Genomic DNA, 12,625 nt, shown 5'->3' on the forward strand with positions numbered 1-12,625 from the left:
CTCCAGGCAGGGCATTGTAATAAAAATTGTGAGCGCTTCGCAAAGAGGTAATTATGTCCCATCCCGCTCCGCTGATTCTCAGCACTCTGCTTGCCCGTCGTGACTGGGAAAACCCCGGCGTCACCCAATGGAATCGACTCCCTGCCCACGTGCCCCTCAGCGGCTGGGGCGACGAGCAGACTGCGCGGGAGGAGGGCGACTCCTCCTCCATCCGCTCGCTGAACGGCGACTGGCAGTTCAGCTTCTTTGCCGCGCCGGAACAGGTTCCCGATAGCTGGACGCAGGAAGATTGCGCTGATGCGGTCGTGATGCCTGTTCCCTCCAACTGGCAGATGCAGGGCTTTGACACTCCGATCTACACCAACGTCACCTATCCCATCGCGGTCAATCCACCGTTCGTACCGGCAGAGAACCCGACTGGTTGTTACTCGCTCACATTCGACATGGATGCCAGCTGGCTGGAGAGTGGGCAGACGCGCCTGGTGTTTGAGGGCGTTAATTCCGCGTTTTACCTGTGGTGCAACGGGCAGTGGGTGGGCTATTCCCAGGACAGCCGTCTGCCTGCGGAGTTTGACGTTTCCTCGTTCCTGCGCGTGGGCAGCAACCGCCTGGCGGTGATGGTGCTTCGCTGGTGCGACGGCAGCTACCTTGAAGATCAGGACATGTGGCGCATGAGCGGCATCTTCCGGGATGTGACCCTGCTGCACAAACCTGACACCCATATTGCCGATTACCATGTCGTGACCGAGCTGAACGCCGATTACGACCGCGCCCAATTGCAGCTGGCGCTGACCCTCGGTGGGGCCGGCTACAAGGACTGCGAGGTCAGCGTCAATCTTTGGCGGGCAGGGGAGTGTATCGCCAGCACCACCGGCACGCCTGGCTCGGCCATTGTCGACGAGCGTGGCCACTGGCAGGAGAGGGTGAATGTCTCTCTGAAGGTGGATCAACCTGCGCTGTGGAGCGCGGAGATCCCCGCCCTGTACCGCTTAACCCTTGTGCTGCGCGACGGGCAGGGCCAGGTGCTGGACGTTGAAGCCTGCGACGTCGGTTTCCGCCGGGTCGAAATCAGCAACGGACTGTTGAAGCTTAACGGTAAGCCGCTGCTGATCCGGGGCGTGAACCGTCACGAACATCACCCTGAGCGCGGGCAGGTGATGGATGAAGCCACCATGCGCCGCGACATTGAGCTGATGAAGCAGCACAACTTTAATGCCGTCCGCTGCTCGCACTACCCTAACCACCCTCTCTGGTATCGCCTGTGCGACCGCTACGGGCTGTACGTGGTGGATGAGGCCAACATCGAAACCCACGGCATGGTACCGATGAGCCGTCTGGCTGACGATCCCCGCTGGCTGCCTGCCATGAGCGAGCGCGTCACCCGTATGGTGCAGCGCGACCGCAATCACCCGTCGATCATTATCTGGTCCCTGGGTAATGAGTCCGGTCACGGGGCCAGTCATGATGCCCTTTACCACTGGGTGAAGGCGACCGATCCCACCCGTCCGGTACAGTATGAGGGGGGCGGGGCCAATACGGCTGCCACCGATATCGTCTGTCCGATGTATGCCCGCGTCGATCAGGATCAGCCCTTCCCGGCGGTACCGAAATGGTCACTTAAAAAGTGGATCGGTATGCCGGATGAGACACGTCCGCTGATCCTCTGCGAATATGCCCACGCGATGGGCAACAGCTTTGGCGGATTCGCTAAATACTGGGACGCTTTCCGCAAACATCCTCGCCTGCAGGGCGGTTTTGTGTGGGACTGGGTGGACCAGGCCCTGACGAAGCATGACGAACAGGGCAACCCCTTCTGGGCCTACGGCGGCGATTTTGGCGATAAACCTAACGACCGACAGTTCTGTCTGAACGGGCTGGTCTTCCCCGACCGCACGCCGCATCCGGCCCTGTATGAGGCCCAGCGCGCGCAGCAGTTTTTCACTTTTACCCTGATCAGCCACTCGCCGCTGGTGATAGAGGTGCACAGTGACTATCTCTTCCGTCAGACCGATAACGAGCAGCTACGTTGGTCGGTGATGCGTGATGGCGAGGTGCTGGCTTCTGATGTGGTGGTGCTCAATATCGTGGCGCAAAGTACACAACGGCTGGAGATCGCGCTGCCGCAGTGGGCGGCGACCCCGGGCGAACTGTGGCTGAACGTTGAGGTATTCCAGCCCGCGGCCACGCCGTGGTCTGCGGAAAATCATCTCTGCGCCTGGGATCAATGGTCGCTTCCCGCCCCGTTACTCATTGCTCCGCCGAAAGTTGCCGGGTTAACCCCTCAGCTCACGCGTGAAGATGATGCGTTGGTAGTCACCCATCAGCAGCAGCGCTGGCAGTTTAACCGCGCCAGCGGCGACCTGACCCAGTGGTGGCGCGAAGGGGAGGCGACGCTGCTCGCGCCGCTGACCGACAACTTTACCCGCGCTCCGCTGGATAACGATATCGGCGTCAGCGAAGCGACCCGTATCGATCCGAATGCCTGGGTAGAACGCTGGAAGGCGGCCGGGATGTACAGTCTGTCGCCACGCCTGCTGCAGTGCGACGGCGAGCAGCTGGAGCAGGCAGTGGTCATCACCACCCTGCATGCCTGGGAGTACAACAACCAGGTGCTGTTCCTGAGCCGAAAATGCTGGCGCATCGATAACCATGGCGTGCTGCATGGCGATGTTGAGGTGCAGGTGGCAAGCGACATGCCGGAGCCCGCGCGTATCGGGCTGACCTGTCAGCTGGCGCAGGTGCCGCAAACGGTGAACTGGAGTGGGCTCGGTCCCTGTGAGAACTACCCGGATCGCAAGCTTGCCGCCCGCCAGGGACGCTGGGAGCTGCCGCTGGCGGCGTTGCATACTCCTTACATTTTCCCAACCGAAAACGGCCTGCGCTGCGATACCCGCCAGCTGAAGCTGGGGCAGCATCAGCTCGATGGCAACTTCCACTTCGGGGTGAGTCGCTATAGCCAGACGCAGCTGCGCGAGACTACCCATCACCATCTGTTACGGGAAGAGCCCGGCTGCTGGCTGAACCTGGATGCGTTTCATATGGGCGTCGGGGGCGATGACTCCTGGAGCCCCAGCGTGTCGCCGGAGTTTATCCTGCAGGGGAAAAAGGTGCGTTACGCCTTTAGCTGGCAACAGAACTAAACTTAATCGCTGATGCGGCCACACCATGTGGCCGCACATTCACTTCGGAGGTTTATCTGATGAAGTATGTCGATGGTTTTGTGGTGGCCGTTCCTGCGAATAATAAGGAGGCTTATCGCGAGATGGCAGCGAAAGCCGCGCCGCTGTTTAAGGAGTTTGGCGCGCTTCGCATCGTAGAGTGTTGGGCAGATGATGTACCCGACGGCAAATTAACGGACTTTCGCCTGGCAGTGAAGGCGGAAGAGAACGAAGAAGTGGTCTTCAGCTGGATCGAATATCCTTCAAAAGCGGTTCGCGACGAAGCGAATCAGAAGATGATGAACGATCCCAGAATGAAAGAATTTGGCGAATCGATGCCGTTTGACGGTAAACGGATGATTTATGGCGGCTTTTCGCCGCTGCTGGACGAATAGGCGTGGTGCCCGGCGGCACTTCCCGCCGGGCGTTATTCGTGTGATTCCGGGTCGAGATTCTGTTCAGCCCACTGAATAAAATCCTCTTTTGGCAGCGCCTTACTGTAAAACCAACCCTGACCGTACTGCACACCGTGGCGGCGCAGCCAGGTCAGCTGACCTTCGGTTTCAATCCCTTCCGCCACCATCGCCAGATTGAGCGATCGGGCCATCTCAATGATATGCGGCGTCACGTTTTTATACTCCAGCGCGTCAACGAATGATTTATCAATTTTCAGGGTATCGATGTCCAGATCCTGCAGGTAGCTGAGACTTGAGTAGCCGGTGCCGAAATCGTCAATATAGACAGAGTGTCCTGCGCGCCGGAACCCGGCAATAGCGGGGGCACTGACGGTGGGGTCGGCAAAACCCCGCTCGGTAAGCTCCAGCGCAATCTGCGACGGCGGGAGCTGCCATTGATTCAGAAGACGGCTCAATAGCGGGGGCACTGCACCCGAGATCAAATCCGTGGGGGCAAGGTTAATCGAGATATGCTGGTCCGGATGCTGGCGTAGCCATTCGCCCATCTCCTCAAACACTTTTTCAACGATCAGGGCGGTTAACTGATTTATCAGGCCCGTCTGCTCCGCCAGAGAGACGAAAATATCGGGAGACAGATAGCTGCCGTCCTGCTGTGGCCAGCGGGCGAGTGCTTCCGCTCCGGTCAGTCTGCCACTGTTCAGCGCGACAATTGGCTGAAAATGGACCTGGAATTCCCGGGCATTGATAGCATCCTGCAGGCGATGCCGGGGGGATTGCAGGCGGCGTAACACGCGCAAGACAAACCATGCCGTCAACAAACTGATCAACACGCCAAAAGGCAGCCAGAAATAGAGCTGGTGATGCCAGCTCTCTTTTAATGGCTTCAGGGAAGCCCACGCCACGATGGCAAACCCCAGGTCGGGCACATTATGCACATCATACATAGCGCCGTTATGTTGGAAGTGCGAGCTGCCATTGCGCTGCATTTCATTGAACACCTGCATATCCAGGCTGTTACTGCTGGCGAAAACAATATTTCGACGGATACCCACCAGCGCAACGTCGATCGGCCAGGATCCAAAGGGGATCACGTCGATCAGCGAGGCGGGGTCGATCATCACGATATAGTGGCCTGTACCAATGGCGGCCATATAACGTTTAAGATTCAGATCGTTGTGCGAGGTAACCCAGGCCCGATAGCCGTCGGGGGTGATGCGTAATGCTGGCGGAAAGGGGGCGGCGTGGCTCTCCTGTTCCAGGGAGGAACAGCGTGGCTTGAGATCGTCAACGTAGATCACTTCCTGGATATAGCGCCAGGAGAAAGAGGCGCGGCGCATTACCAGCGCATGTTCGCGACTACAGGGAATGCCTTTGAAGGATTGCATTTCGTTCAGAGCGGATTTGGCCTGGGTAATCACTCTGTCGGTACGGATCTGGACGCGGGCAGAGTAATCGTTCAGGTCATCAACAAACTTATCTTCCGCATTACGATGCGCCAGCCAGACGCTCAGGCAGACAGGAACAAGCACTGCAATAATCAGTACGCAGGTCACCACACTAACCAGGTGTCGGGTTGTCATGCTCCTGTTTCCTTTTTATAACGCCGGGCGTGGGGCGCACAAGTCGATGACATTAAAACGGAAAGCTATGCTGAAGTGTAGAACTATTTTAGATGAGTTTACGTGCCGCTTATCCGCCCTGAGTTGTTTTTCCACCGCCACTCGGATATGCTAATTGTTATGTTATAACAAATCATATTTGTAAGGGGTAAACATGCAGGTTCTTAATTCATTGCGCAGCGCAAAACAACGTCATGCGGATTGTCAGATCGTCAAACGTAAGGGGCGGCTGTATGTGATATGCAAATCCAATCCGCGCTTCAAGGCGGTGCAGGGGCGTAAGAAGAAACGGTAGGCCAGAACAGGAAGCTTGCCGCTAACAGCGAGGCTGTCGGCGGCAGGTCAGAGCGGACTTCAGGCAGCCACGCGGGCAAGGGTAAAGACGTCGTAGAAAGAGAGTTCGCCTTTGGTGGCGATCATTTTTTGCAGTTTCTCTTTTTGCTGGGATTCAACCTGAGGTGAATGCAGGATGCTGTCGATCAGCTGGTTGGGCACATAGCGCGTGTTGTACCACTCACCGTTGTAGCAGACGCGAAAATCGAGCACATCAATATCTTCATAGCGGTAGCGCGGATTAACGTCGAAGAAGAAGAAGGCGTTAAAGACGACGAATAATACCACCAGGAGCCAGACGGAACCGATCAGCGTGTCCGACTGCAGCATCACCACCAGCGTTGCCAGCCAGGCGGCATACATAGCAACAAACAGGCCCGGATGTTTGCGAATAAAGCTGATGCTAAAGCGCGGTTTGTTGTCACGCTTTTCGCGTACATTGAGGTCATCAATGGTCTCGGTAAGCAGGCGTTGTATCTCGGTCATCTTCTGCCCTTTCTCAAATCAACTTAAAACGGGGGATCCGTGTATTTTAAGTGACCACAATGTTTGTGGAAAGTAACAGTTACGCTAAGAAAAAACATAACAGTTGCCAGGAAAGGGCGGGTCAGATAATGCGGTGGATCTCTTCGGTATGACGCAGCGTCTCCGCTGGGCGATAAAACGGTCGCCCATCCGGGTGAGGAGCTGCATGCTGGTGGTCTAAAACAGCGTCTAAACGTCTAATGCGGTGTGATGTCCTCTGAAGTGTGTCACCCAATCAGCGTACGAATTTCCACACGGCGGTAGGAATTTTATCGTACAGCTTATTCATCGTAAGTTCAGCCAGGCGATGATCCGCTGCGGAATAGAATACCGCTAACTCATTATCAGAAAGCTCGTATTTATTTTTCTCAATCACACGTTCAAGGGTGTCAATTGACTGACAGCGTCGCAAACGCATCAAATAATCTGTCTTGGTTAATGGTTTATCAGACATAAATTCACCTAATTGTTTGTAATAATTTTAACCGGAGAAGCTAACGGGTTAGCCCTGCTTGCATTGACAAAACAACGAAAAAGCCGATTGCCCGATTTACGCCATTTCTGCAAATCCTGCGCGTTAATGCCGTAGCTGCTGAATAACATAAAAGTGTCATCCAGGTATTCGTCAATTTGCTCAATCAACTTATTATCTTCGTTATACTTAATTTTATAATTAAGGGCGAAGGTTGCTATATGCTCAATCAACTCGTTTAGCTGCAAATTAATGGCAGAAGTAGGGTCATTGACCCAGCCATGGTTGCTTTCATCGAGATTGGAAAGGCAGTCATGGTACAGGGATTCACAAAGGAATTTCAACTGTGCAATATCTTGCCTTTTGGGCGAGTATTCGTCCATAGCGCATCCCCTTTTTGAGTGATTTTTTACTCACCGAACATCGTTGTCGGGAAGGGTACATCTGACTTAACGTCAACGACTACTGTTATGCCTCTTGCCTTTAACTATAATCTACTCTGAATAGGATTTCACCGCGCTATTACGAAAAATTACAATTACGCAGCATCTTAAAGGGTTTCCCGAGCACTATGTTATATATTGTTTTATCCCGAGGCGGAGCGCTCTTATCATCAGGCAACATTTTTCTACCGTTTCTATAATCGCTACCAGGCGCGATCATATACAAAAAAACACCAGGAATACTCTTAATAACTAAGAAGCCGCGCAACAATTTGAGAGTTTGTGTAAGAAGAATGGGCTAAATATGATAAGTCGTTTAAAGGTGACATAAAATATATAAACCGCCAATAAGCTTATTTTATGATTTTCAATTGCCAAAAAAAAGGCCGCATTAGCGGCCTTTTTAGCTGTTAACAGCAGGATGCTGGTCTCTTACACCGAATGTTTGTGTTCGATATCGTCGTTTTTACGGCTGAAACGGCGACGTACTACCACAAAGAATACCGGAACGAAGAAGATAGCCAATACGGTTGCGGTAACCATCCCGCCCATTACGCCAGTACCTACGGCGTTCTGCGAACCGGAGCCTGCACCCGAACTGATTACCAGAGGCATAACCCCGAGGATAAACGCCAGGGAGGTCATCAGAATCGGACGCAGACGCATACGGACCGCCTCCAGCGTCGCTTCAATCAGCCCTTTGCCCTCTTTATCCATCAGATCCTTGGCGAATTCCACGATCAATATCGCGTTCTTCGCCGACAAGCCAATGGTTGTCAGCAGGCCCACCTGGAAGTAAACGTCATTACCGAGGCCACGGAACGTGGCTGCCAACAGGGCGCCAATGACCCCCAGCGGTACAACCAGCATAACGGAGAACGGAATAGACCAGCTCTCATACAGCGCTGCCAGACACAGGAATACCACGATCAGGGAGATGGCATACAGGGCAGGGGCCTGGTTGCCGGACAGACGTTCCTGATAGGACATCCCCGTCCAGTCGTAGCCGATGCCTGCTGGCAGTTTGCCCGCCAGCTCTTCCATCAGGTTCATGGCCTCACCGGTACTTCTGCCCGGTGCCGCCTGACCGAGGATCTCCATCGATGGCAGACCGTTGTAACGTTCCAGACGCGGTGAGCCATATTCCCAGCGTGAGGTGGAGAAGGCGGCGAATGGCACCATCTGCCCGTTACTGCCGCGGACGTACCAGTTATTGATATCGTTCGGCAACATACGGTATTGCGCTTCAGACATCACGTACACCTTCTTCACGCGACCGCGGTCGATGAAGTCGTTGACGTAGCTACCGCCCCAGGCTGCGCCCAGCGTGGTATTGATGTCACTGATAGAGACGCCCAGCGCCTGTGCTTTTTCCTGATCGATATCCACTTTAAACTGCGGCGTATCTTCCAGGCCGTTAGGACGCACGCCCACCAGCAGCTCAGGATGTTTTGCCACCTCACCAAACAGCTGGTTACGCGCCTGAGTCAGTTTTTCATGGCCCAGACCGCCCTGGTCGATAAGCTGGAAGTCAAAGCCGGTTGCCGTACCCAGCTCGACGATCGCTGGCAGGTTAAAGGCAAAGACCATCGCATCTTTAATCTGCGAGAAGGTGCCCATCGCACGGCCAGTAATGGCTTCAACCTTGTTCTCTTCGCCCGGACGCTCAGCCCAGTCTTTCAGAGAAACGAAGGCAATACCGGTGTTCTGGCCACGACCCGCAAAACCAAAGCCGTTAACCGCAAACACCGATTCAACGTTGGCTTTCTCTTTAGTGAGGTAATAATCCGTCACCTCATCCAGCACTTTCTGGGTACGTTCCTGGGATGCGCCTGCTGGCAGCTGGGCCATGGTCAGGAATACGCCCTGGTCTTCGTCCGGCAGGAAGGAGCTTGGCAGACGAACAAACAGGTACGCCATACCTACCACGATGATGATATAGAGCAGCAGATAACGACCGGTGCTGCGCAGGATATTGCCCACGCTGTCGGTGTAGTGATGTGTGCTCTTATCGAACATGCGGTTAAACCAGCCGAAGAAGCCTTTTTTGCCTTCGCCGTGATCGCCTTTGGCTACCGGTTTCAGCATGGTGGCGCACAGTGCCGGGGTCAGGATCAACGCAACCAGTACCGACAGGGCCATTGCCGAGACGATAGTGATGGAGAACTGACGATAAATCGCACCGGTAGAGCCACCGAAGAAGGCCATCGGGATAAATACGGCGGACAGCACCATCGCGATACCGACCAGTGCGCCCTGGATCTGACCCATCGACTTACGGGTGGCTTCCTTCGGCGGCAGCCCCTCTTCGGACATCACACGCTCGACGTTTTCCACTACTACGATGGCGTCATCCACCAGCAAGCCTATCGCCAGCACCATCCCGAACATCGTCAGGGTGTTTATCGAATAGCCAAAGATCGACAGTATCGCAAAGGTACCCAACAGAACGACCGGAACGGCAATGGTAGGGATCAGCGTCGCGCGGAAGTTCTGCAGGAACAGATACATCACGATGAATACCAGGATGATCGCTTCGACCAGCGTTTTCACTACTTCGTGAATCGAGATCTTAACGAACGGCGTGGTGTCATACGGGTAAACGATTTTCAGACCTGACGGGAAGAAAGGTTCCATTTTCTTCAGTTCGGCACGGATCGCTGTTGCTGTATCCAGGGCATTAGCGCCGGTCGCCAGTTTAATCCCCAGACCGGAAGCTGGCTGGCCGTTAAATTTGGCGATAACGTCGTAGTTTTCACCGCCCAGCTCCACCTTCGCAACGTCACGCAGGCGAACCTGTGAACCGTCCGGATTCACTTTCAGCAGAATTTTACTGAACTCATCTGCTGAGGTCAGACGGGTCTGCGCGATGATCGAGGCGTTAAGCTGCTGGCCTTTAACCGGCGGCGTACCGCCTAACTGACCGGCTGCAACCTGGGCGTTCTGCGCTTTGATGGCGGTGATCACGTCTACCGGCGTCAGCTGGAAGTTGTTCAGTTTGTTCGGATCCATCCAGATACGCATCGCGTACTGGGAACCGAACAGCTGCACGTCACCCACGCCTGAAGTACGGCTGATGGCATCCTTCATGTTGGCGCCCACGTAGTCGGAAATATCCTCCTGCGTCATGGTGCCGTTGGTGTTGATAACGCCGACAACCATCAGGAAGCTGCTGGAGGATTTCTCCACGCTCACGCCCTGCTGTTGAACTTCCTGCGGCAGTAACGGCATCGCCAGCTGCAGTTTGTTCTGCACCTGAACCTGAGCGATATCCGCATCTGTACCGGACTCAAAGGTCAGCGTGATCTGCACCGTACCGGTGGAGTCACTGTTGGAGGACATGTACATCAGGTTATCGATACCGTTCATGTTCTGTTCGATAACCTGGGTTACGGTGTCCTGCACCGTTTTGGCATCAGCCCCAGGGTAGGTTGCGGCGATTGAAATTGCTGGCGGCGCAATGGTTGGATATTGCGCGACAGGCAGCTTCAGGATCGCAAGTCCCCCGGCTAGCATGATGATTATGGCGATCACCCACGCAAAAATGGGGCGATCGATAAAGAAATTAGGCATGTCTTAACGGCTCCTGTTTAAGTTAAGACTTAGGTTGTTCTGACTGGCCGCCTGCGGAGGCTTGTTGTTGATTGTCAGACTTGACCTCTTGCGCTTTAACCTGGGCGCCCGGGCGAACTTTTTGTAAACCGGTAATGATGACGCGATCGCCATCTTTCAGACCGTCAGTGACCAGCCATTTGTCACCAATCGCCTGGGTGGCGGTGATCTGACGGACTTCGACTTTGTCTTCAGCGCCAATAACCATTGCACTGGCATCGCCGCGCGGCGTTCGGGTCACACCCTGCTGTGGAACCAGCAGTGCGGTTGGGTTAGTCCCTTCTTCCAGGCTTGCACGAACGAACATACCCGGTAACAGCGTATGGTTCGGGTTCGGGAAGATGGCACGCAGGGTGATAGAACCGGTGGTCTGATCGACCGTCACGTCAGAGAACTCGAGGCTGCCGGCCTGTGGGAACTTAATACCGTCGCTGGTGACCAGTTCCACTTTCGCTTTGCCATTTTCCTGCTTCAGGGTGCCGTTCTCCAGCTCCTGTTTCAGACGCAGGAAATCATTGCTCGACTGGGTAACATCGACATAGATCGGATCAAGCTGCTGCACGGTAGCCAGCGCGTTGGTCTGGCCGCTCTGCACCAGGGCACCTTCGGTCACTGACGATTTACCAATGCGACCGCTGATAGGCGAGGTCACTTTGGTATAGGCCAGGTTAATGCGTGCAGTTTCTACCGCGGCTTTCGCAGCGGTAACGGCGGCGTTAGCCTGTTGAGCATCTGCCTGGGCGCTATCGTATTCCTGTTGGCTGATGTACTGGGTACCCAACAGTTTCTGATAACGGCTGACGGTCAGCTGGGCAATTTTTGCCGCAGCCTGGGCTTTAGCCAGATCGCCTTTTGCACTTTCGTAATTAGCCTGATAGGTAGCGGGATCAATCTGATACAGAGAATCACCTGCTTTAACATCACCACCTTCCGTAAAATTACGTTTCAGGATGATGCCACTCACCTGTGGACGCACTTCAGCAATGCGGTAAGCGCTGGTTCGGCCGGGTAATTCTGTTGTTATCTGGAGAGGTTCGGATTTGAGCGTCACGACGCCAACTTCTGGCACCTGCTGAGCTCCTTGTTGAGCCTGTTTTTCGTCACATCCTGTAAGCGCTAAGCTGCCTGAGAGCATCAGAACGATCGCCAGAGGCGTTAACCCTCTGTTTTTGTTCATATGTAAACCTCGAGTTTCCGATTTCAAATTGATCAATGGATCACGCGTCCACAAACCCATTGCTGCGTTTATATTATCGTCGTGCTATGGTACATACATTCATAAATGTATGTAAATCTGACTCCTGTAAATTCACCAAGGTATGGCACGAAAAACCAAACAACAAGCACTTGCGACACGCCAGCACATCCTTGATGTTGCTTTGCGCTTGTTTTCGCAACAGGGGGTCTCTTCCACTTCGCTGGCACATATTGCTCAGGCGGCTGGGGTAACCCGGGGAGCGATTTACTGGCATTTCAAAAATAAGTCAGATTTATTTGGTGAAATTTGGGAGCTTTCAGAATCCAGTATTGGAGATCTCGAGACTGAGTATCGGGCAAAATTCCCCGACGATCCACTCTCAGTTTTAAGAGAGATTCTGGTCTATATCCTTGAGGCGACTGTTATTGAAGAGCGTCGCCGCCTGATGATGGAGATCATTTTCCACAAATGCGAGTTTGTCGGGGAAATGGCCGTTGTGCAACAGGCACAGCGCAGTTTATGTCTGGAAAGTTACGACCGTATTGAACAGACCCTGATGCATTGTATTAAAGCTAAAATGTTGCCCGCTAATTTGCTGACCCGTCGCGCCGCTATCCTGATGCGCAGCTATATTTCCGGCATTATGGAAAACTGGCTTTTTGCCCCCCAGTCTTTTGATCTGCAACGGGAAGCTCGTGATTACGTGGCCATCCTGCTGGAGATGTACCAGTTCTGCCCGACGCTACGCGCGCAGCCAGAGTCGCTCCCGGCCTGACTCCCAGGAATTGTCCAGGAGCCGACAGTTGATGCTATTTTGCACCCGATTGCCGTGATATTCTTCACGCCGGT

10 protein-coding genes are annotated in these 12,625 nt (G+C 54.2%); 4 read left to right on the plus strand and 6 right to left on the minus strand.

Annotation, left to right across the window (positions count from 1 at the left end):
* Positions 1–53 precede the first annotated feature (53 nt).
* A complete protein-coding gene (locus ES815_RS14880; RefSeq protein WP_142488458.1) occupies positions 54–3,140 on the plus strand; it encodes a beta-galactosidase in 3,087 nt (1,028 codons plus the stop codon).
* Positions 3,141–3,199: 59 nt separating this feature from the next.
* Complete coding sequence (locus ES815_RS14885) at positions 3,200–3,553, plus strand: DUF1428 domain-containing protein (RefSeq protein ID WP_142488459.1); 354 nt, start codon at positions 3,200–3,202, stop codon at positions 3,551–3,553.
* Between the two features lie 32 nt (positions 3,554–3,585).
* On the opposite strand, the gene ES815_RS14890 is transcribed toward ES815_RS14885, so the two are convergent.
* Positions 3,586–5,154, minus strand: a complete 1,569-nt coding sequence (locus tag ES815_RS14890; protein ID WP_142488460.1) for an EAL domain-containing protein — start codon at positions 5,152–5,154, stop codon at positions 3,586–3,588.
* A gap of 193 nt (positions 5,155–5,347) precedes the next feature.
* Between ES815_RS14890 and ykgO the strand changes: the two genes are divergently transcribed.
* A complete protein-coding gene (ykgO, locus tag ES815_RS14895) occupies positions 5,348–5,488 on the plus strand; it encodes a type B 50S ribosomal protein L36 (protein WP_142488461.1) in 141 nt (46 codons plus the stop codon).
* A gap of 59 nt (positions 5,489–5,547) precedes the next feature.
* Here ykgO and ES815_RS14900 read toward each other — a convergent pair whose 3' ends face one another.
* The 5 genes from ES815_RS14900 to acrA form a co-directional block, all read right to left on the minus strand.
* On the minus strand, positions 5,548–6,012 hold the full coding sequence (locus ES815_RS14900) for a YlaC family protein (RefSeq protein WP_142488462.1): 465 nt from the start codon (positions 6,010–6,012) through the stop codon (positions 5,548–5,550).
* Positions 6,013–6,286: 274 nt separating this feature from the next.
* Positions 6,287–6,505: an HHA domain-containing protein gene (locus ES815_RS14905; RefSeq protein WP_032616864.1), complete on the minus strand. Its 219-nt coding sequence runs from the start codon at positions 6,503–6,505 to the stop codon at positions 6,287–6,289.
* A gap of 8 nt (positions 6,506–6,513) precedes the next feature.
* Complete coding sequence (gene tomB / locus ES815_RS14910; RefSeq protein ID WP_142488463.1) at positions 6,514–6,906, minus strand: Hha toxicity modulator TomB; 393 nt, start codon at positions 6,904–6,906, stop codon at positions 6,514–6,516.
* Between the two features lie 492 nt (positions 6,907–7,398).
* Complete coding sequence (gene acrB / locus ES815_RS14915) at positions 7,399–10,539, minus strand: multidrug efflux RND transporter permease subunit AcrB (RefSeq protein WP_142488464.1); 3,141 nt, start codon at positions 10,537–10,539, stop codon at positions 7,399–7,401.
* Positions 10,540–10,561: 22 nt separating this feature from the next.
* Positions 10,562–11,755, minus strand: coding sequence for a multidrug efflux RND transporter periplasmic adaptor subunit AcrA (acrA, locus tag ES815_RS14920; RefSeq protein WP_142488465.1), 1,194 nt, complete (start codon positions 11,753–11,755; stop codon positions 10,562–10,564).
* A gap of 142 nt (positions 11,756–11,897) precedes the next feature.
* Here acrA and acrR point away from each other — a divergent pair, with 142 nt between their 5' ends.
* Positions 11,898–12,551, plus strand: coding sequence for a multidrug efflux transporter transcriptional repressor AcrR (gene acrR / locus ES815_RS14925; RefSeq protein WP_142488466.1), 654 nt, complete (start codon positions 11,898–11,900; stop codon positions 12,549–12,551).
* Positions 12,552–12,625 lie beyond the last annotated feature (74 nt).

It is taken from the genome of Leclercia adecarboxylata (assembly GCF_006874705.1).
Classification (GTDB): Bacteria; Pseudomonadota; Gammaproteobacteria; order Enterobacterales; family Enterobacteriaceae; genus Enterobacter; species Enterobacter adecarboxylatus_C.

Bases quoted from the DNA above. Each gene is read 5' to 3' on its own strand.
- ES815_RS14880 (WP_142488458.1), top strand. From the start codon at position 54: ATGTCCCATCCCGCTCCGCTGATTCTCAGCACTCTGCTTGCCCGTCGT.
- ES815_RS14885 (WP_142488459.1), top strand. From the start codon at position 3,200: ATGAAGTATGTCGATGGTTTTGTGGTGGCCGTTCCTGCGAATAATAAG.
- ES815_RS14890 (WP_142488460.1), bottom strand. From the start codon at position 5,154: ATGACAACCCGACACCTGGTTAGTGTGGTGACCTGCGTACTGATTATT.
- ykgO (WP_142488461.1), top strand. From the start codon at position 5,348: ATGCAGGTTCTTAATTCATTGCGCAGCGCAAAACAACGTCATGCGGAT.
- ES815_RS14900 (WP_142488462.1), bottom strand. From the start codon at position 6,012: ATGACCGAGATACAACGCCTGCTTACCGAGACCATTGATGACCTCAAT.
- ES815_RS14905 (WP_032616864.1), bottom strand. From the start codon at position 6,505: ATGTCTGATAAACCATTAACCAAGACAGATTATTTGATGCGTTTGCGA.
- tomB (WP_142488463.1), bottom strand. From the start codon at position 6,906: ATGGACGAATACTCGCCCAAAAGGCAAGATATTGCACAGTTGAAATTC.
- acrB (WP_142488464.1), bottom strand. From the start codon at position 10,539: ATGCCTAATTTCTTTATCGATCGCCCCATTTTTGCGTGGGTGATCGCC.
- acrA (WP_142488465.1), bottom strand. From the start codon at position 11,755: ATGAACAAAAACAGAGGGTTAACGCCTCTGGCGATCGTTCTGATGCTC.
- acrR (WP_142488466.1), top strand. From the start codon at position 11,898: ATGGCACGAAAAACCAAACAACAAGCACTTGCGACACGCCAGCACATC.